Here is a 20,386-nt window from a genome sequence, read left to right as displayed (position 1 = left end):
TGCTGTCTCCAATCACTAAAAATCTCAAATTCACTCTGGTACCCTCTTCATAAAGAGGTTGCCGAGAAAGTCACCAGTCCACTGCGAAGACTGGATAATCTCAGGGCTATTGGGGCGCAGCCAATAGGTGTTGCTGAAAACCTGATCGGCTCCAAAACAGTCCTCTTCCATCTTCAGAGCCGAAATCGCCAAACCTTGGACAAAAATCTCCGCGCGGCCCTGTGGGGTGATTTCGCACCGGTAGGCATGCAGCTCGATCTCGTCATTGCCATTCAGAAAACTGTGGAACCGCTCGGCGGTTCCGGCTTGCCCCGCCTGCACCAGTTCCAGGCTCTGGTCGATGTCGGAGCCGGAAAGTCCAGAGCCAAAACCCTTGGCAGATGTCAGCATGCCGCCCTTTAGCGTGATGGTGGCGCCATCCGCCGTTAGCCAAGTTTCAGTGCCGGCGCGCTGGGTTTCCAGCAGCATGACCCCAGAGAGATCACGGCTGGGAAAGCCCACCTCCAGGCGGGGGGGGATCGGGCGCACCGAGGCCAGTGCATTGGCGCGCGGATGAAACCGCGGCGCATCGCGGTTCAGAGAGCCGCGCAAGAGATCAAAATCGTCCTTTGCATCACCGCAGGCAACCAGCAGGCTAAGCAAGACAAAGGGGAAAAGGCGCCGGATCATCGCAGGAACCGCCCCCAGCCTTTGGCCAACTGTTGGCTGCGCGCTTCGCGGGTAAAGCCATAAAGGCGGTTGCGCACATTAAGCCGTGCGCCACCATCGCGCAGAACCGGCCGGATCACCTGCCCTAGCTTGTTACGCGTGGGACGACCAGTGAGCCAGGAAACGGGAATTTCAAGCCGAATACCTTTGTCAAAGGAGCCCTCGCCAAAGTCGCTAAAGCCAACATCGGTCAGAGTGAAAAACGCACCAACCTTAAAACCATTGTTGAACTCTCGATCCACAGAGAGGGTCGCCCCGTAATCACCGGCGAGATACCGACCCACATCCACCTGCGCATGGTAGTCGCCGGGCAAGTCGTAGTAAGCTGAGATGTGACCAGTCGCGACGGAATAGTCCTGGAACCCAAAGAGAACATCAAAATCGCGCTGTTTGACGTAGTTCAATTCACCCCCAACCGCCAGACGGCTGTTGATCGGGAACCAGAGCAGCTCAGCAGAAAGCCCACCATACATGGTTTCAAGATAGCCAAAGGTAGCGCGGGCATAGAGATCGCGACCCGGCTGCCAGATATGTTCTGCGGTCAGGTGTTCTAGCCGTAGGTCGGATTCTTTTGCGTAGCGCCCCCAATTCGACCGGACCTTAGGCAAAACAGAATTAGACACTCGCGTTACAGTGTCCAGGTTGCCAGCCAAAGGCATACGGACCGAACCGGACAAGCTAAAGCCTGGGCGCAGAGTATAGTCCGCGCCCAGTGTCGCGCCAATTTCATACCGCAACGGCGAGTCAGGATCAAAGAAAGACGCCTGAAAATAGGGGCCGATACGATACTTGAAATCAGGAAAAGCGCCCTCGGTCAGATGGCCTTCAAAAAGCGGCACCGCATTGGAAACCTCCGCACGGGCAAAGCTGCGCCAAGCCCCGTCTGGATCGTACTCCAACTCATAAAGATCGGCACGGTTAATGCGCACCGAGCTGAGAGGCACCCCATTGCTGACTATCGCGATATCAAAGGCTTCGACCTCTGGCTCCTGGGTGTTGGCCAGAACACGCGCTGCGCGCCCAACCGCCTGCGCCGCCTGGCCATAGGTGCCATTTTCCACGCCGATACTGACGGTTTCGCCATGCCGCTCCAAAGAAACCAGCCGCAGCCCCTGCTCGTTCAGCTGTTGCCGTAAAACCGCCTGTTTTTGCGCTGGTCTACCAGTGTCATCGTCAAGATTCCAACTCGCTAGGGCCACTCGGTCAACTGGTAACAAAGGAGGCGGCGAAGCGCCTTGGCCGCCCGGGGCTACGCTCTTTTTGGGGTCTATAAAGTAGGTGTAGCTGAAACCAAGGGTGGACCCATAAAGATAAGATCCAGTGAGCTGCGCACCGTTTTTGAATCTATACTGGACGCCAACGTTCAGAGGTGATCGCGCCTCAAATCCGATATTTTGAGTTTCTCTCGGGTATAGATCAGGAGAGTATTCAGCCATAAAAGTGAGGCGATCACTGTAACGCCAGCTAACACCACCAAACAGTGCAGCATCTCCGCGGAACCAGTTCCCAAAATCTAACTGTCCAGTAGTTCCAATACCACCGGCACCAGAGCCTGGTCTTGTATTAAATCTTTCGAAGAAATGCCCTAGAGGATTGCTGAAGCTGCCGCGCCCTGCGATCCTGCCCCAGCCAATCCCAGCTGTGAGTTTAAAGCGCTCCTGGATGGTTTTAGTCGCGACTAAGTATTCTGACGCATAAATCCCGGTCCCGCCAAAATCCCTGAGGCCCAGGGCAACGGCCGGCGCGCGACTGCTTTCTTCGCGAAGCTGAAAATGGATGTCAAAGCTACGGTCATACCGATTACCAATTGCACCATCAAATCCGTCAATCACCGCGTAACGAAAACTGCCATGCACCCAAGGAAGCATCTGAAAGGTCATGGTTGTACGTAGGGTACCGTCAAGCATGCTACCAGTAAACGCGAGAGTGCCATCCTCGAACATCTCTGCCGTGGGGATCTCCAGAAGGCCAGGTGTCCCATAGTTGGAAATCGTCTGAGCCGTTGCTGTTGATAAGCTCACTGCAGACACAGAGAGGCATAGGCTCACTAAGCATTTGGCGGTAAAAAGCTTCACTGGATTTAATCTATTTTGTTAACTCACGTTTTTACTAGATGAACGACCACCCCGTGTCGCCCGGATTGTTGAAAGTTCGCGCCTGTATGGGTTGTTTTTGCATCATGTGATTCTGTCTGCAGTGCGTGCTAAAACTCACAATAACTGCCTCATCCGTAGGCCTTTCTTCTCAAACGGCGTCAAGACAGGCAACAGTAGCCCTGATGTAAAATAATAACGCCAGAAATGCGGCTCTCCATGGGCTTAATTCACTGTCTGTTGCATAATCTAACATTCTCAGCATCAACCAAGTATGATAGTCTTTGCGGGAATGTGTTTAGGAGTATTTCTAATGATCAGAATTACCATTTTGGCCCTTGCTCTAACTGCAACCTCTCTTTCAGCGCAGGTCACTGTCCCGAGCACCGGAGCGGGTGCGGGCACCGGAGCGGGTGCGGGCGCCGGAGCGGGTGCGGGCGCCGGAGCGGGTGCAGGCGCCGGAGCGGGTGCAGGCGCCGGAGCTGCGGGAGCCGCTGCGGCTGCCGGGGTTACTGGTTTTGTGCCGCTTGTTGCGCCAGCCTTGGGTGCCGTCGCTGCAGCAGCAGGTGTTGCAGCTGCAGGCAGTGGTGGCTCGACACCATCGACGACCAGCACCACCAGCACGAATTAAAGATCTAAGTAAGAACAAAGGCGCGTCCGGATCGGGCGCGCCTTTGTTGTCCATACAGCCTCATTCCTGAACCTATCCCAGGATGGTAGGTATCGTTAGTTTGAATAATAGGCTGAGCCGTAGTTGCCGTAGCTATAGCCATAGGACTTCATCCGACGCGCATTGATCTGCCCCAAAACCAGGCCCGACAGGCGCAAGCTGTCTGTATGGAACAAGCGCAAAGATTCCATCACATCCTGATCAGACGTCGTGTCCCACTTGATCGTCAAAAGAGCGGCATCCACGTGGCGGGCAATCAAACGCGCATCCGAGACCAAAAGCACGGGCGGCGTGTCGATCAGGATCACATCATAAATCTCGCGCAGATCTTCGATCAGCTTACGAAACTTTTCTGAGGCAAAGAGATCCGCAGCATTTGTTGACGTTTTTTCGCCGGCCAAAACATCACATCCGACCAGCTCATCGCGAAACACGGCCTCTTCCAAGGTGGCATCACCCGTCAATACCGAGACGATACCTTTTAACGGCTTGCCCTGTAACTGTGCCGTCAAAGTCAGGCGTCTGAGGTCCCCCTCAATTAGTAGAACCTTCTTGCCTACTCCGGTAAAGTTCTGCGCTAGTGCAAGCGAGTTGGTGGTCTTTCCTTCTCCCGGCAACGACGAGGTCATCATGATCACCTGAGGCGGGGTATCCACATTGGACAGCAAGATAGAGGTACGCAGATTGCGCACGGCCTCTGCGGTTGCAGAAGAGGGTTTATCAGAAAGGTATTGCAAAATCTTGCGCGGCCCATTGGCCGGGAAGGTGGGGATTTGTCCCAGAACGCTATATCCGGTACGTTGCTCAAGATCCTTACTGGACCGGAACCCGCTGCGGCGGGCCTCTGCCAGAAGTACAAGTCCGGTGCCCAGCATCAGACCCAGAATACCGCTCATAGCGAGGATCAGGGGTTTCTTTGGCTCTGAAGGCTTCTGCGGCACCACAGCCTGAGACAGCATCCGGCTGTCTGCTTTCTGGATCCCTTCCTGCGCAGAGGTTTCTTTCAGGCGGGTAAGGAAATACTCGTACAGCAAACGGTTCGCTTCGGCTTCACGGGTCAGCTGCTGCAAGGTAATTAGATCCGTGTTTTGCTGCGCGACTTGCTCGGAAAGGCCACGCTCAGACAGCTCCAACGATGCAACCTGTTGCGTCGCACGGCGGGCTTCAAGTCCAGCCCGGGACAGCAGCCGCTGAAAAGTGGTATCAAAGGAGGAGGCAGCAGTAGGCTGCGTGTCGATCTGGCGCAACAGCCGCTGCAATTGTGGATCCCCACTCAGCTCCGCCTGCGCTGTACGTCCTTCCGCTGCTTTCAAATCATTGTACCGGGCGAGCGCCGCCCCTTCTGAGGCTTTGGCCAGCAAGATCCGCTCCCGCAGATCTTTTAGCTGAACTTCCTGGGCCTGCAGGACCTCCGGTGAAATCAAGGCCGTAGAGCCATTGAACTCAGTGACCTTAGCCTCTGCTACTTCGAGCTGGACCTGCAGTTCGGCAACCCTGTCCGTTAGCCAGGTGGTTGCCTGCTCAGTTGCGTCAAATTTAACCTCGATCTGATTGAGGATATAGAGATCCACAATTGTATCCGCGATCAGTGCGGATTTGACGGAAGCCTCAGTGGTCACGGTCACCTGAAAAACTAAGCTCAATGGTACATTTCGTACTGCAACACGTTCCAGAAGTGCAGAGATCACACTATCCCGAGTGATTTTTTCCTGAAGGCTATCCGAGAAATCTGCCGGAGCATCTGTTACCCCCAACAAGGCCTTAACCTGATCCTTCAGCCCAACAATAGCAGAGGGCAGTTGAAGGACATCGTTGAATTCAGGGTCCGAGACCAGATCGAGTTGGTCGACGACCTTCCCCATCAGGCCGCGGGATTTCAACACTTCGAGCTCTGAGTTGACCTCAGTACTATCCCCAGTCAGACCGCCCACGACGCTTTCAAGGTCCACGATACTTTTCTGATCTGTTTCCAGCATCACCACCGCACTGGAGGTGTAAAGCGGCGTCGCTGCCACATAGGCGTAATACCCACCCAGGATGATCGCAATCAGGGTCGTGAGTAGCACAATCCATTTTCCGCGCCAAAGAGTTGCAATGAGAGCCCCAATGTCAATGACATCGTCCTCTGGCGTGTCAGTTTCAGGAGCCTGACGCCGGTGGATCTGTGCAACGTTGGTCAAAGGAGATTGCTTCATTTGTCAAAAGGGACCTTCAAAATGGATAGGCTACCCGCACCTAGCAGCACGGATAGCCTGTAGAAATAACTATAAAAACGTACCATGGTCCAGTTCGTGTTACGAGCCCCTCAGCGGCCGGTACGCCCGAGAACGGAAAACGCGGTTTTTCCGATGATTTTCAAATCCATGAGAAAACTGCGTTTTTCAAGGTAGTCCACATCCATTTGTACTCGTTCACAGTAGCTAACGTCATTGCGACCCGAGACCTGCCATAGCCCTGTGATACCGGGCTTTTGCGCTAGATAAGAGGGCAGATCTTGGCCATATTTTTCCAGCTCTTTTGTTACCACCGGGCGCGGTCCGACAAAGCTCATCTCGCCTTTGAGCACATTCCAGATTTGGGGCAACTCATCGAGGCTTGTCTTACGTATGAACTGTCCAAACCGGGTAATCCTTGGGTCATTTGTGAGTTTGTGATCCCTGGCCCATTCTGCCGCCGCTTCTGGATTGGCCTTCAGATAGGCTTCAAGTCGGGATTCGGCATCTGCAACCATACTGCGTACCTTCCAACATTTGAAAACCTCCCCATTCTGGCCAATACGGGCGTGCCCAAAGAACCCAGGTGCGCCATCTCGACGGGAATAAGCCCACAACCCAAGAATGATTGGCGTTAGAACAGGCAGTAAAATAAAGGCAAGCACCAGATCAAATGCCCTTTTTCCAAAGGCGTGATAAATCCCTACTGGTTGAGGAACGATGTCAACTGCGGAGGCGTAATCGTTTAAACGCTGATGGAAGGGAACTGAATGCTGCATACTCTCAACCTTAAGATAAAATTAAACCGATACCCAAAACACCTGAAAACAGGGCAAAAATTACTTACCTAGATTCACTTCCTAGCCAAATCTAATAAAATTTTCTTCAAATTCTTGAGTCTTAGTTAACGCGAGTCCGCATCGAGATCAACAAGAGAAAACCATCAGTTTTCGGCAACTAAACTAAGTTTTTCAATAAAATAGGGGGCCGCGGCGCTGTCATACTTCAAACTATCCCCCTCGCACAACGCACAACCTTTGGGCGCTTCTCTCACACTTACTCCTAAAAAATGACACCTTTATAAACCCCACCTCAGGGGGCGGGGGCATTCAAAACCCTACCTTATTCCCCAAAACCGGCGGGGATACCTTTTTGTTCTCCTCCGGGAAATTGGAGGAAAAGACCCAAGTGCCGCAGTTCATCATCATAGCGTAGTGTTTCGCACACGCTTTTGTACGAAATGCGCACAAACCTACCCCGGTTTGAAGGTATTGGCGGAGTTCATGCTTACAAAAGAGATCTCACCTACTCACGAGGACCGCTGGCGATGCCGCTTCATGATTTCAGTGACGGTGTTTTTACTGAGGCCTAGGTCTCGTGCGATCCAGCGGTATGACCTTCCACTCGCCACGGCTTCGATAACCTGTGGGGCGAGCTTATCAGATTTTGGTCGTTGGCCTGGCTGGCGCCCAAGCTTCTTGCCGCGCGCCCGAGCAGTAACCAGACCATATTTTACCCGCTCGCTCAACAGATCACGCTCGAACTGCGCAATACCTGCCAGCATGGTGGCCATCATGCGACCATGACCACCTTGATCAAACCGATGTCATCAAAGGACACCCACTTCTGAAATTGCTTGCTCGTTTGAACAAAGAATCTTGCCATGATTGAGGAATGTGGTGCCGCACCGGGACGATTATAGGTTGCGCTGGTTTGGCGCGCTGCAGTCGCTTTGCAAGAGCTATCACGGCATCAAGAAACAGCGCGCCGACCAGGGAGGGGGGCTCTAAAAGTCTACACCTTTCAGTCCTGAAACCGGCGTGGGTAATCGGATTTATTCGCGCGCAATTTTATAGGGGGGGGTATGCATCACACTGGTACTGATATTCAGAGATTGATCAATCTCCTGGGGACCTTACTTGATGAGGTCGAGCGAGGGCCTGGCGAAAGCCAGTTGGCTATCTGAAACGGGATGGGCTGATTGATGAGCCAACACGTATGGTAACTGAGTTATCCGTCTCAACCCTTAGACAGATTTTGGCGTAATTTAAGCTACTCTTGGCACTTTTTGATCGGGTCAGGTTGTTTCGACATTCCTGATCTCTTTCCTATTTAGGATCAGTAGAGAACAAACTGCAGCTTACCTCAGTGTTCCGTCTTTATGGGGTAGCTTACCTAGCAACAGTTTTAAGGTGTTCAGTGTCATATGAAGGTTATTTGAAAGCAATGTCTTAGCATGATATCTAAGACTTGTACAAAGGTTCGAATTCTTATGACATTTGACTGTGTTGTTAAGGATCTTACATATAGATCCCCTTCTTTTTCTTCTCCTTCTTTTTCTTCTAACTTCATAGAGGGTAAGCACCTGTTATTAGATGAAAAATCGTGATGAATATTAGTATTTGGGCGGCTTCAGACTAGGGATTGGGCGGTTATGGATTAGTTTTGGGGCGGTTTCACCTTAGGAATTGGGCGGTTTGAAATTAGATATTGGGCGGTTTGTGTCTCTATCCTCCTTTCACCCTGTGGATAACTGCACATCTTGCCCCTAGCCAAGAAGTTATCTTAGAATTCGCAGAGCCAGGAGCTAAGAGAATTGCTATGAGTCATACAAACCGCCCAAATACTAATTTTTCGGATGCACACCGTACACTCACCCTCCAGCCCGCCATGGGGGAAATGATCAAACCCTCTGAGCTTATTGAAATCAAAGGGGCTTCTGGCCTTACCCTGGCAGATCGCAGATTATATAATATCCTACTGCAACAAGCGTTTGGCCCTGAGCTTGGGGAAGAAGGGCGGCGGTTTGAGATTGCGCTCTCCGACTTACGCGATACCCATGACAGTAACGATCGGCTGACCCAGTCGATTGAATCCCTGATGCGCACAGTGGTGAGCATCGCGCGAGAGGACGGCTCTACGGATCGGGTGCAGCTTTTGGGTTGGAACAACCTTGCCGACCCCAAACGAGCCCATGGCACTCTGAAATATTCTATCCCGCCCGAGCTTGCGGTCTTACTCAAGGACTCCCGTGTTTTTGCCAAACTAGAACTTGAGGTGCTCAAAGCCTTCTCTTCTAAATACGCGCTGGCGCTTTATGAAGCCGTTTCGCGTCGGGTGCGGCTGAAACATGTGATTATGGAGTCTTTCACTCTCGAGGACTTTCGCGAACTTATCGGGGTGGAGGAGGGCAAGTTGAAAACCTTTGGCAATCTCAATCAATATGCGATCAAACCTGCCCTACTGGAGATCAATGCCCTTGCCTATTTCAACGTCACAGTGGCCCCAACCAAGACTGGACGCCGGGTCACTGGTGTGATCGTTGGTTGGGGTATGAAGGATATCGACGCGCGTAAACAGGCCTATGCGGAACTTCAGCGCCCAAAAGCCGGACGCAAGGCACGCATCGATGGCTCAACGGAAGAAATCGCAAAACCCGGATATCAACAGGATCAGTTCCCAGGATTGGGGGACTCTGTTCCGGGTGGGTCTGTGCTGGAAGATCTGGACTGAGCTTCCAGCTGGTCAGACAACTGACGTTCCACATGCCCAAGATATAGGAAAAAGATACCCAGTCGCTAAACTATTAATATAATTTAATATTACTTCCCAAAAAACTAGCGGTAAGCTCCGCATTTGCGCCACAAGATCAGCCTAAGCGCGGCCTGCGGCTTTCCTATCCAGTCTTCGAAGCTTTTTTTGCATCGGAGATCTGACCATGTCGTTCCTGAATTCCGCACTTTCGATCACTGGACTGCGCAAGTTTGCCACGGTGGCGACTTTGGCAGTATCAACGCTGCTTATGCCTATGCACACAGCCAATGCCGCCCAACGCGCGCCCTATGTCGTTGGCAATGACCGGGGCGGATATCTGCATGATCGCCTGATCGAGCTGGGCAATCTGCAGCGCAATGGCACCCGGGTGCAGATCCGCGGGAAGGTCTGCTATTCCACCTGCACCATGTACATTGGCCTGTCTGGCACCTGTGTCGATCCCAACACAACCTTTGGGTTTCACGGCCCCTCCAAAAGCGGTCGTCGACTGGATCCACAGCAGTTTGATTACTTTTCGAAGGTGATGGCAGATTACTATCCAGCACCATTGAAGGATTGGTTCATGCGGAAAGGTCGCCACCAGATTTCCGGTGTCTACAAGATGAAAGGCACTGAACTGATCAAAATGGGCGTCCAGTCCTGCGCCTAAGCAGGAACGCAATCCAGTTGACGGACCGTTTTCGACCTGTTGCACGGCTTACCCGTAACGCGTATTTAAAACAAAGCACAAGGAGCCTCCCTGAGAGGTATTTTGTCTGTGATGGACGCAAGGGTTGAGGTAGACGCGTGCTTTCCAATTTATTGCAGAAACTGCGTGGTACTGTTGGCTTTTCGCAGCCTTGCCCCGACCGGCCCCTGGCCATCATCGGCGACGTACACGGATGTGCAGATCTGTTGCACAGGCTGCTGGCAAAGCTGCCCTCTGATGCGCAGGTGATCCTGGTTGGAGACTATATCGACCGGGGGGAAGACAGCGCAGAAGTCCTGCGTTTTCTGTGTGAGCAGCAGGACTTGATTTGCCTGCGTGGCAATCATGAAGACATGCTGCTTCGATTTCTTGAGGATCCGGAGCGTCACGGTCCCCGATGGCTCCAGTATGGCGGCTTACAAACCCTCGCGTCCTTTCGCATTGCCGGCGTGCACCCCGGAGCCACACCTAAAGCACTGACAGAGTGCCGCGACGCGCTGCTGGCTAAGATGGGAACAGAGCTGGTCGAGTTTGTGAACAGGCTCTCGCCCAGCTACCTCTCCGGGAATGTTCTGGTATCTCATGCCGGGGCAAACCCTTCTGTGGCGCCAGAATATCAGACCCCCAACGATCTGATATGGGGACATCCCGACTTTGACAGGGTGCTCCGCAAAGATGGCGTGTGGGTTGCGTATGGGCATGTGATCCAAGACAAGCCCACCGTATCTCGAGGTCGAATTTCTATTGATACCGGGGCCTATGCAACGGGCATATTATCTGCGGTTTACCTGACACAAGGCACGGAACCCGCCTTTATATCTACGCTGCACTAATGCCCTATTCGGACCACTGGATATGGTAAGGCTGCAAGCATCACGGATGCGAATAAAAATATGACTGAAAGGCGGGCGGTAACTCAAGCCCCATGCCGATAAAAAGCCTTTGCTGAATTTTCACGCTAGTTTCGCCCTAAAGGCGAAATATTAGTGACAAATTGTTCCTCTTCCTTGCCTCACATCCGAAGCTTCGTTACCAACGATATCATTGTAATTTCTGTTTCATAGAGTATTTCCTGTGACCCCAATTATCCCCATTCTTCTTTGCGGGGGCTCTGGCACCCGCTTGTGGCCTCTGTCGCGCAAGAGCTACCCCAAGCAATTTGTCCCTTTGATGGGCGAGGAAACCCTGTTTCAGGCCTCTGCAAAACGGCTTGCAGGGCAGGGCAATGGCGTCTCATTTGCAGCCCCATTGGTGCTGACGAATTCAAACTTTCGCTTTATCGTGACCGAACAGCTGCAGGCGGTGGGGATTGACCCCGGCGCCATTTTGATTGAGCCGGAAGGGCGCAATACAGCGCCAGCTGTGCTGGCGGCCGCTCTTCGTATCCATAGTGAAAACCCCGATGCGGTTCTGCTGGTGGCGCCTTCAGATCACGTTGTGCCCGATGTCGAGGCGTTTCACACGGCCCTAGTCCATGGGATGCAAGCCGTTGGTGAGGGTCAGTTGGTAACCTTTGGGATTACTCCGACCCACCCTGAAACTGCCTATGGCTATCTGGAACTGGCAGAGATGCCGGATGCTGCGGGTGATCCGGTGCGCCTAAAGCAGTTCGTCGAAAAACCGGACCTGCCCCGTGCCACCGAGATGCTGGCAGCAGGTAATTTCAAATGGAACGCGGGTATCTTTCTCTTTGCGGCAAAAGATATCATCGCCGCGTTTCAGACCCATGCACCTGATTTGATCGCACCGGTGCAGGCCGCCCTGGATCAGGCACAGACCGATCTGGGCTTCTTACGACTGGCCCCTGAACCCTGGTCAAATGCGCCAGATATCTCTGTCGATTATGCAGTGATGGAGCGAGCGGATAACCTATCTGTGGTGCCCTTTGATGCGGCTTGGTCCGATCTGGGCGGCTGGGATGCTGTCTGGCGTGAAGCAGGCCCGGATGAAAACGGCGTGGTGGCAAGCAGTCGTGCCACTGCGATCGACTGCCATGACACGCTGCTGAGATCCGAAAGTGAAGGGCTTGAGGTCGTTGGTATTGGCCTTGAGGGGATCATCGCAGTTGCAATGAATGACGCGGTTCTGGTGGCAGACAAATCCCGCGCCCAGGACGTAAAGCTGGCCGTTGCTGCGCTAAAAGAAAAAGGCGCGGCCCAGGCTACGGCTTTCCCCAAAGATCACCGCCCTTGGGGCTGGTTTGAAAGTCTTGTTGTGGGCAACCGTTTTCAAGTGAAACGCATTCTCGTCCATCCGGGCGCTAGCTTGTCCCTGCAAAGTCATTTCCATCGATCCGAACACTGGATCGTGGTGGAAGGCACTGCAAAGGTTACCATTGACGAAGAGGTCAGGCTGGTGACTGAGAACCAGTCCGTCTATTTGCCACTGGGTTGTGTACATCGAATGGAAAACCCCGGAAAAATACCAATGGTAGTGATCGAGGTACAAACTGGTGCTTATGTCGGAGAGGATGACATACTCCGCTACGAGGACATCTATGCAAGAAGTTAAAGATATCGAAGTTAAGATTGTACATTATTGTATGTGGGAATTCGTCGTTGAGCAGCCCTACTTGAGTGGTCCAACTTGAAAGTTAGTGCATGATTGGCCTTTGGTCCATCGGAACGATGGCCTCTGGCGCAGGTGGGCGGTAGCCCAATGCACTATGGGGTCGTTTGGTGTTGTAATGGCTCCTCCATCTTTCAATGATGATTTGGGCTTCACGTAGCGAGTAGAAGATTTCGCCGTTCAGCAATTCGTCTCTCATTCGTCCGTTGAAGCTCTTGCAAAATCCGTTCTTCCTGGACCTGTCCCGCTTTCGTGCCGCCCCAAGTGCTCGTTTAAGCCACCTTGCGTTCGAAAGCGACCGGGCTTTTCCAACCCAATGCTGAGTGTCGGCGGCGCGGATTGTAAAAGCCGTTTATGTATTCGAAGATTGCCATCTCAGCCTTGCGTCGCATCTCCCAAGGATGCCGCCAGATCAGCTCTGCCTTGATCGTCTTGAAGAACGTCTCAACAGCCGCATTATCGTAGCAATTACCTTTGCCAGACATCGATACCTTGAACCCGTGCTGGCGCAGGATTTTCTGATAGTCATGAGAACAGTATTGCGACCCGCGATCCGTGTGGTGGATGCAGCCTCTGGGCGGTGTTCTGAACGCAATGGCCATTTCCAACGCACGGATCGCCAAGTCCCGCTTCATCCGATTGCTGACCGCCCAGCCAATGACACGGCGTGAATGCAGGTCCAGGATCACCGCAAGATAAAGCCAACCCTCTTGGGTCCAAACATAGCTGATGTCACCGGCCCATTTCTGGTTCGGCGCGTTGGCGGTGAAGTCACGATCCAGCAGGTTCGGCGCAATGTTGAACTTGTGATCGCTGTCTGTGGTGACCTTGTGTTTACGGGTTCTGACGACGGATATACCATTCTGGCGCATCAATCTGCCAACCCGGCGATGTCCGACGTCCAAGCCGATTTCCTTCAGTTCTTCCGTCATCCGTGGCCTGCCGTAGCTGCCCAAGCTGAGACGAGATTGTTCCTTGATATGTGCCAGCGTCACCAGATCGGACCGCTGCCTGCGACTGGCCGGACGGCTGCGGAACGCCCGCAATCCGCGCGTGCTAACGCCGACGACATCGCAAAGACGATTGGTTGGAAAGTCGGACCTGTGTTCTTCGATAAACCTAAACTTCATTGCTTTAGGCCCGCGAAGAACTGGGTGGCCTTTTTTAGAATTTCCCTCTCCTCCTTGAGGAGCCGGATCTCACGTCGAAGCCGGTCATTCTCTTTTGCGAGGTCCAAATCCTCTTGCGACACCACATCCGTGTCTCGATGTGCTGTGATCCACTTATTCAGTGTCGACATACCGACACCCAAATCATCAGCCACCTGTTTGCGCTTCAGTCCACTGGTCAGTGCAATGCGCACCGCATCCTTACGGAGTTCGTCCGTCCGTTTCAGTCCCATAGTCAGTCTCCTTTGGTGCAGTAAATGCTATCAAAGGAGCGGTATCAAACCGCGACAGGTCCAAACCATATCCATCGGGAACGTGGTCCTATCCACTAAATACTGCGATTGCTGCCTTGTTCATTTCTAAGCAGATTCCCTCGTTACCCTCTAATGAGCAGGCGTTTGAGTGAAGCTCCAACTGATCAGTGGTGTTATATATGTGTTACTAAAGGTGTTACGGGAATCGGTGACTTCCTAACCCGCTGATATTACTTTTGAAATTCTGCCTATTTTGGACTATGGGTGTGTAGAGTATCGAAGAAAGGTGGGTAGACTATCGAAGAAAGGTGTGTAGACTATCGAAGAACATTCGCGTCTGGTGGGCAGACTGTCGAATAGTGGTGGGTAGACTATCGAATAATGGCACGGCCTCGTAAAAGAACAGCATTGCTTCCACAGAGGCATACTGAGCCTGATCTGTTCGTGTGCGACATCCTAGATGCCACCCCCAAAAGCGACAGGGCTTCAATGGAGCATCCATTGTTCTCGCTGTCGGTCAAGAAAGACATGGCCGCTTTCGAATATGAACAGGGCAATGTCAAAGTGAAGATCACGCCAGCGGCAGAAGAAGGCCGGGCTAACGTCTTCGACAGGGATATTCTGATCTATGTCCTAAGTCAGCTTATGGCAGCAAAGAATGAAGGGCAGGAAATCGGACGCCGTGTCCGCATCTCTGCCCATGATTTGCTAAAGGCAACTAACCGGCACACGACTGGACAGGCATACGCAACCTTGCGCCGGGCCCTCACCCGTCTTCAATTCACCCAGATTGAGACGAACATCCATGACCATGGTGTAGGTGAATGGCGCTCAATTTCGTTCATTACTGACGCAAAGATCGTCAAGGAAGACACCACGGGCCGTCTTCTCAGCGTAGAACTTGAAATGGGTAACTGGCTGGTGAAAGCCATTGAAAACAAAAATGTTTTGACGCTGCACAAAGCATATTTCCAACTTCGAAAGCCTCTGGAACGGCGGCTGTATGAGTTGGCCCGCAAGCACTGTGGAAAGCAAGAAGTCTGGCGCATCGGCCTCGATAAGCTGCAACACAAGACCGGCTCTACGTCTACGTCAAAGGAGTTCAAGCGGCTGGTAAAGGCAATTTGCAAGGCCGATGCGGACCAGTCCCATATGCCGGACTACAGTTTCACGCTTTTGCATGACGTGCTGGAAGTCTCGCCAAAACCCGAGTTTTTGGATGTTTATGGCGGTAGCCCTGCCGTAACTTCAGATATCTCGGTCCGTCTGTCCTCAGTGGCATACGAACAAGCGCGTGATGCTGCTCCAACGTGGGATGTCTATTTTCTTGAACAGGAATGGCGCATGTGGATGAGTGAACCACCGCGCCACCCTGATGGAGCTTTTGTGGGCTTCTGCCGCAAATGGTATGAGCGCAAAGGGAAGGCTCCATAATAGATAACTAATACTAGTTATGTGTTATGGCTTATTGGTTATGTGTTGACTGTTATGTATTAAGGGGTAAGGTGCGCAAAAAAGAGAGCAGATCATGACGCAAGTTATCAGCGTAGTGCAGGAAAAAGGCGGTGCCGGGAAAACAACCCTTTTGACAGCTATTGCAAGTCTGATGGTTGAGGACGGCGCAAAGGTTGCGGTGATCGACACCGACCCGCAAAGGCATCTGGAAGCCTGGGCTAAGAAGGATCAGACTAGTCTTGATTGGCTCTTCGAAGAGGATGACGAAAAACTCATCCCCACGGTGAAAGCTTTGAAGAGAGCTGATCCTGCCTACGACGCAATTTTTGTGGACACCGCAGGCTTCAAGTCTGCGATGTCGATGCATGCAATCGCCGCCGCAAACCTGATCCTTATACCTTCGAAAGCTAATGAAGCGGATGCCAAAGGGGCAAAGCGGACATTCTCCCATGTCCAAAGCGTTGCCGAAACCATGGAGAAAGAGATACCTGCCTTGGTTGTCATGATGGACGTGGACACTCACACCAACATTACACAGGCTATCACTGATGCGTTGGACGCCCAGAACGTGCCGCGCCTCAATGCTATGTGCGCGCACCGTACCGGGTTTAAGGAAATGACCTCAACGGGCCAGTCTCCACAGGGATCTGCCCGGCGGTCTGCAAAATCAGTCTTGGCTGACTTGCAGGGCAGGGGTTTGATCAGTTTCTACAGGAGTGGGTCATGGCCAAAGTCAGTGTAAATCTTGATGACGATCTTGATGGCGATGACAACGCCCGGAAACTCAAGGAATTATCAGCGCCCTTACCAAGTGTGAGCAAGGCGAAGTCATCAGCCCTCAAAGACGCGCCTCGTGTGCAGTTTTCATTCACGAATGTTCCAAAGCCAATCAAAGAAGCCTTTTTTACCGAAGCTCAGAAGCGTGGGGTGACCCAGAAAGAGCTGCTGTATGAATGTTTACGGGCTGGTGGGATCAACATTCCCGATACGGCAGAAATAGATGGGCGCAGAAGGTAACTGTTATCTGTTATCTAACTTGCAACTATCCCTGCCGCGCTCGAACTTCACCAATGAAATCACCAACCGACCAAAGCCAGCCGCGCTGCGCGCCCGTCTAGCTGCCGTGAACAGGGGCAGGGACCACGAGCTGAAGGCTGGACGCCTCCATCTGATCAGTCTGAGGCTCTGAAATCCCCGGCTCCAGTGTCAGAAGGTGCTTGCGACTGACCTTTTCGGCTTCCGCCAGAACCTGTCGCCAGCGATCCTTGCAAGTGGACTTGGGGTCCGCCAACTTCCGCTCTAGTCTCACACAGGTTTTGGTAATCAAAACAATGACCAGGGCAGGTAACCCGGGTCGACTAGGCTTCACCTAAGTCCTCATAGAGCTCTTTCGTCCTGTCTGGTATTGTCATTGCTTGATCGTCATCGAGATAGCGAAGTGTGCGGGCAAGTTCTTCGTCAGATGAATATTTTTTCTCTAGAAACCGGATAGGGGGCTCAAATGATAGGTATTCTTTCTTAATCAATACGGTCCGTGCGCATACCAACACACCATTTGAGTTGATTGAAATAATGAAGCCTATGAGGCGTTTGAAGATTTCTGTTATCGGCTTCTTTAACGCAATGAACTCGATTGATGCTCCGTTTTCAACATTCATAACAGCAAAATGGTTGAATTCTGCTGGAACCATGAAACCAGATGAAACGCGTATGTCTTCGTTTCTATCATAGTGCCGGTGGGTAACACTTAAATCCTTGATAGATATTTGCTCAATTTTGACTTCTGAACGAACGATATGTTTTGAACTGCGGACGGATTTCCGAAACATGTAGTAATCTGAGCTGAGGCCAAACTGATACTTCTTGATCGCTTCTGGAGTGGTACCTACCCAATTTAGCAACAATCCGCCAAACACATGCTCCATTGCTCTTTCGAAGGTTTTGCGAGTTTCGCCATTTAGATCGTATCCAGGCGCAAGATCATCAAAATGACCAGCCATCTCGGCTCTCACTGGCGCTTCAAACTTGTAATATTGCTCTCTTAGGTAGTTGTATAAAGCTTCTAGCGTCTCACTGCGATGAGCATCTCTGTCACCCCGCTGCATGAATGATTTCAGAGTATTTTCATTTAGGTCGTATTTTCCAGAGCTTGCGTCTGAGACTAGGTTCGCTATCTTGGCCAAGCTAATGCGATGTTTTTGAAGAATTTTAATGCAAGCTCGCACCGCAGATGCTATTTTTTTAGTATCTGCGGTTGGCGATAACGCCTTAAAATGATTGTGCTCCATTTTACGCCTCATTTACGATAAACGAAAAGGGAGGAGGCCGTATGGCCCCCACCACAATTAGTAACCTACGTGATTGCTAAGGAGGAGCACGTATGCGAAGATTACGAGGAAGATACCCCCAAGTATAAGAGTCCATATCAGACACCTCTGACTTGAATGCCTTGCTTACGGGTCCGTGATACGCTCCACCGGCGAAGGCATCAAACCGGTGATGCACCCAATGTGCATCACTTTTGGCATACAGTCAGGTGCACTTTGCTTTTTTGCGGGTGCACTTTTTGCGCCCACCAATTAACCGATTGATAATAAATATTTTATTAGATTATTGAACTATTGGCTTTCCGTTTAATCACAATCATGGTCGTTACCTCCAGTGTCAAAAAGGCCATGAGGTTTGTGTGAAAGCATTCAAAAACACTCTGTTTTCCGATCAGTTTCTGATGCGCGCCCGAACCATCGTGTACAGCTTCGAATCTGAGGCTTTGGCCCAGTCTTCAAACTTAGACGACTCGAAGTGCGGCTGCTTTGCTTCATCACACGTTTGATTTGGAGATCGATTTATCAGTAAGGACCAATACCCCCCTGCCAATACTTACTGACCAAAAACGGTCGTTTTTGTCACGCTCAATCTCCGCACGAACAATCAAGCTGTTAGCCGTTCCAAAAACCTGTGACAAAACGTTTGGGGTTTTGGAAGGTTTTTGTCATCATGGGGCATGATCATCGGATATGCTCGCGTTTCAACCACAGACCAAAACCTTGACGCTCAGACCGACGCGCTGACGGCGGCGGGGGCAGAACGCCTGTTCTCTGAGAGAGTAAGCGGAGCCAAGGCCGAACGTCTAGAGCTGGATAAGATGCTGGACCAACTTCGCGATGGCGATGTGGTGGTGGTGACGAAATACGACCGTCTTGCTCGTTCCCTGCGCGATCTTTTGGACATCGTAGAAGCTATCAAAGAGCGTGGCGCGGGATTTCGATCTTTGGCTGAGGATATCGACACGACCACACCCGCAGGTGAGCTGATTTTCCACGTCTTCGCCTCCATCGCCCATTTTGAACGCCGCCGGATTGCCGAGCGTACCCGTGAAGGATTGGAAGCTGCGCGGAAACGGGGCCGTATCGGTGGCCGTCCTCCAGCTTTGACACCTGATCAAAAGGCAGAAGTGATCCGTATGAGAGATGAGGAAAACCGTCCTCTTCGAGAGATTGCCAGCTTATTCAAAGTCAGTACGCAAACTGTGCGGCGTGCCTGATTTCTGAAATTTCTAACCCCTGTGCCTACCCCAGATCATTGGGTAGTAAGTCCATCCTGCCCTCTTGGTCTGGATGGAACCTCCGCATTTATGCGGGAAGGGTTGATCTTGAGTGCCTGTTCTTCGGAGCCGCTATCGCTGATGCCGTCTCGGAGACGTTCAAGGTTCTGCGTCAAGGGTGCGCAGCACCGCTGCAGGCGGCTTGTCCTTGATGCAAGGTTCTTGAATGGCTCAGGCATCTACTCAGCGATGCGACATTCGAGTGCTTGGCACGATCCACCTTGTTCTTTGGTGAGCGTAGCGAAGCTGTTGTTGTGTTTATATACTGTGTTACCAGATTCTGGGAAGTCCTTAGGTGTATGTAAATAAATGGAAATATTTCCCTGTTGCTCATGTAATCATGTGTGAAATGACGAATCTCGCCACATCAGACACACGCGACCTTTCTCCGCTCCTACCGGATCGGCACCCGGAGCCGGACTTTTTTGTCTGTGATATCTTTGACGCGATGCCGAAGGTGGATACCGCGTCCATGGTGCATCCACTATTCACGCTTTCCACCAAACCAGACTACAGGATTCGTGAGTATGAGCGAAACGGGAATTTCCTCAGAATCAAGCCCGGCTCAGATGGAGCGGCGACTGTCCATGATCGAGATGTTTTGATCTACTGCATCTCTCAATGCATGGCAGCCCTGAACGAGGGGCGAAAGATTGATCGCAAAATGCGTTTTCGCGCTCATGATCTGCTCAAGACAACAAACAGAAAAACAAGTGGAGAAGGCTATCGGCTACTGCAAGCCGCCCTCGCGCGTCTGCAAGGCACGCAGATTGAAACGGACATTACGACAGGGGGCAAGGAAGTCTGGAAAATCTTTAGCTTCATAGAGTCCGCTGAAACGATCAAAGAAACCCGTGATGGTCGGATGCTCGAAGTCGAAATCACTTTGTCGGATTGGGTTTTCAACGCGATCCGGGAACGGGGCGGCGACATCCTGATGATATCACGAGACTATTTCCGGCTGCGCAAGCCGCTCGAACGCCGCTTGTACGAAATCGCACGCAAGTCCTGTGGTCAGCAACGCAAGTTTCAATACCGGGTGGCAACGCTCCACGAGATCACGGGGTCTGCGTCTACGCTGCCTGAGTTCCGACGAATGCTCACCAAGATCATCGATGACAATCTCGAACATGGCCACATCCCAGACTACACCTTCGAGCTAAACAACGATCTGGTTACAATTCGCCCAAAGGCGTCCTTCACCAAAGCCTTTGCCCCTGCACCTAGCCAAATCAGCCACGTCAAGCTGAGAGAAGGCATCCATAATGCCGCTAAGAAGCACGCAGAAGGCTGGGACACATATGCCTTGGAAGACCAATGGCGTGATATGCTGGCGGGCAAAATGAAGTCCCTGAGAACCCTGAGGGATCGTTCATCGGCTTCGTGAAGTGGTATGTGAAGGAAAATGG

Annotated in this window: 18 protein-coding genes and 1 pseudogene; 10 read left to right on the top strand and 9 right to left on the bottom strand. The window is 52.0% G+C overall.

Annotated elements, in window-relative coordinates; genetic code table 11:
- Positions 1 to 30: 30 nt before the first annotated feature.
- Positions 31 to 669, bottom strand: coding sequence for a YjbF family lipoprotein (locus ARCT_RS25305; protein ID WP_240476239.1), 639 nt, complete (start codon positions 667 to 669; stop codon positions 31 to 33).
- Positions 666 to 2,729 (bottom strand): YjbH domain-containing protein, encoded by a 2,064-nt coding sequence (locus ARCT_RS0103960; RefSeq protein ID WP_084300727.1) that lies wholly within the window; start codon positions 2,727 to 2,729, stop codon positions 666 to 668. Before ARCT_RS0103960 ends, ARCT_RS25305 begins: the two co-directional genes overlap by 4 nt.
- A 385-nt stretch (positions 2,730 to 3,114) precedes the next feature.
- Between ARCT_RS0103960 and ARCT_RS27810 the strand changes: the two genes are divergently transcribed.
- Positions 3,115 to 3,432 carry a hypothetical protein gene (locus tag ARCT_RS27810; protein WP_154665287.1) on the top strand — a complete coding sequence of 106 codons (318 nt, stop codon included), beginning with the start codon at positions 3,115 to 3,117 and terminating at the stop codon, positions 3,430 to 3,432.
- Between the two features lie 95 nt (positions 3,433 to 3,527).
- Here the strand turns inward: ARCT_RS27810 and ARCT_RS0103955 are convergent, their stop codons facing one another.
- The 3 genes from ARCT_RS0103955 to ARCT_RS25295 all read right to left on the bottom strand — a co-directional run bounded on the left by ARCT_RS0103955 (position 3,528) and on the right by ARCT_RS25295 (position 7,260).
- Positions 3,528 to 5,651, bottom strand: a complete 2,124-nt coding sequence (locus ARCT_RS0103955) for a GumC family protein (RefSeq protein WP_322786397.1) — start codon at positions 5,649 to 5,651, stop codon at positions 3,528 to 3,530.
- Positions 5,652 to 5,776: 125 nt separating this feature from the next.
- A complete protein-coding gene (locus ARCT_RS0103950) occupies positions 5,777 to 6,463 on the bottom strand; it encodes a sugar transferase (RefSeq protein WP_084300723.1) in 687 nt (228 codons plus the stop codon).
- A gap of 530 nt (positions 6,464 to 6,993) precedes the next feature.
- Positions 6,994 to 7,260 (bottom strand): recombinase family protein, encoded by a 267-nt coding sequence (locus ARCT_RS25295; RefSeq protein ID WP_084300721.1) that lies wholly within the window; start codon positions 7,258 to 7,260, stop codon positions 6,994 to 6,996.
- A gap of 914 nt (positions 7,261 to 8,174) precedes the next feature.
- On the opposite strand from ARCT_RS25295, the gene ARCT_RS25290 reads away from it, so the two are divergent.
- From ARCT_RS25290 to ARCT_RS0103925, 4 genes are all read left to right on the top strand, one after another.
- Positions 8,175 to 9,197 carry a replication initiation protein gene (locus ARCT_RS25290; protein ID WP_161631286.1) on the top strand — a complete coding sequence of 341 codons (1,023 nt, stop codon included), beginning with the start codon at positions 8,175 to 8,177 and terminating at the stop codon, positions 9,195 to 9,197.
- A 205-nt stretch (positions 9,198 to 9,402) separates the two neighbouring features.
- Positions 9,403 to 9,888, top strand: a complete 486-nt coding sequence (locus ARCT_RS0103935) for a hypothetical protein (RefSeq protein ID WP_027238911.1) — start codon at positions 9,403 to 9,405, stop codon at positions 9,886 to 9,888.
- Between the two features lie 152 nt (positions 9,889 to 10,040).
- Complete coding sequence (locus ARCT_RS0103930; RefSeq protein WP_240476235.1) at positions 10,041 to 10,760, top strand: metallophosphoesterase family protein; 720 nt, start codon at positions 10,041 to 10,043, stop codon at positions 10,758 to 10,760.
- A 241-nt stretch (positions 10,761 to 11,001) separates the two neighbouring features.
- Positions 11,002 to 12,438, top strand: coding sequence for a mannose-1-phosphate guanylyltransferase/mannose-6-phosphate isomerase (locus ARCT_RS0103925; protein WP_027238909.1), 1,437 nt, complete (start codon positions 11,002 to 11,004; stop codon positions 12,436 to 12,438).
- 82 nt (positions 12,439 to 12,520) lie between these two features.
- On the opposite strand, the pseudogene ARCT_RS25285 reads toward ARCT_RS0103925, so the two are convergent.
- A pseudogene (locus ARCT_RS25285) lies at positions 12,521 to 12,727 on the bottom strand (integrase core domain-containing protein); the annotation flags it as partial.
- A gap of 40 nt (positions 12,728 to 12,767) precedes the next feature.
- A protein-coding gene (locus ARCT_RS0103915; RefSeq protein ID WP_154665286.1) for an IS3 family transposase occupies positions 12,768 to 13,897 on the bottom strand; the annotation gives its coding sequence in 2 pieces (ribosomal slippage) (positions 12,768 to 13,654 and positions 13,654 to 13,897; 1,131 coding nt in all).
- 402 nt (positions 13,898 to 14,299) lie between these two features.
- Between ARCT_RS0103915 and ARCT_RS0103905 the strand changes: the two genes are divergently transcribed.
- The 3 genes from ARCT_RS0103905 (at position 14,300) to ARCT_RS0103895 (ending at position 16,390) form a co-directional block, all read left to right on the top strand.
- Positions 14,300 to 15,352 (top strand): replication initiator protein A, encoded by a 1,053-nt coding sequence (locus ARCT_RS0103905; protein WP_084300715.1) that lies wholly within the window; start codon positions 14,300 to 14,302, stop codon positions 15,350 to 15,352.
- A 94-nt stretch (positions 15,353 to 15,446) separates the two neighbouring features.
- Positions 15,447 to 16,115 carry a ParA family protein gene (locus ARCT_RS0103900; protein WP_027238905.1) on the top strand — a complete coding sequence of 223 codons (669 nt, stop codon included), beginning with the start codon at positions 15,447 to 15,449 and terminating at the stop codon, positions 16,113 to 16,115.
- A complete protein-coding gene (locus ARCT_RS0103895) occupies positions 16,097 to 16,390 on the top strand; it encodes a hypothetical protein (RefSeq protein WP_027238904.1) in 294 nt (97 codons plus the stop codon). Before ARCT_RS0103900 ends, ARCT_RS0103895 begins: the two co-directional genes overlap by 19 nt.
- A gap of 97 nt (positions 16,391 to 16,487) precedes the next feature.
- Here the strand turns inward: ARCT_RS0103895 and ARCT_RS28920 are convergent, their stop codons facing one another.
- Entirely contained in the window at positions 16,488 to 16,682 is a 195-nt protein-coding gene (locus ARCT_RS28920) for a type II restriction endonuclease (protein ID WP_407691457.1), read from the bottom strand.
- 49 nt (positions 16,683 to 16,731) lie between these two features.
- Positions 16,732 to 17,661, bottom strand: a complete 930-nt coding sequence (locus ARCT_RS0103885) for a hypothetical protein (RefSeq protein ID WP_027238902.1) — start codon at positions 17,659 to 17,661, stop codon at positions 16,732 to 16,734.
- A 716-nt stretch (positions 17,662 to 18,377) separates the two neighbouring features.
- Between ARCT_RS0103885 and ARCT_RS0103880 the strand changes: the two genes are divergently transcribed.
- Both ARCT_RS0103880 and ARCT_RS0103875 read left to right on the top strand, forming a co-directional pair.
- A complete protein-coding gene (locus ARCT_RS0103880) occupies positions 18,378 to 18,917 on the top strand; it encodes a recombinase family protein (protein ID WP_027238901.1) in 540 nt (179 codons plus the stop codon).
- Between the two features lie 400 nt (positions 18,918 to 19,317).
- Positions 19,318 to 20,364 carry a replication initiator protein A gene (locus ARCT_RS0103875; protein WP_027238900.1) on the top strand — a complete coding sequence of 349 codons (1,047 nt, stop codon included), beginning with the start codon at positions 19,318 to 19,320 and terminating at the stop codon, positions 20,362 to 20,364.
- Positions 20,365 to 20,386: the final 22 nt, after the last annotated feature.

Source organism: Pseudophaeobacter arcticus DSM 23566, assembly GCF_000473205.1.
GTDB lineage: Bacteria > Pseudomonadota > Alphaproteobacteria > Rhodobacterales > Rhodobacteraceae > Pseudophaeobacter > Pseudophaeobacter arcticus.
The sequence above is the reverse complement of the archived record's forward strand: the minus strand, read 5'-3'. Positions and strand labels throughout refer to the sequence as shown.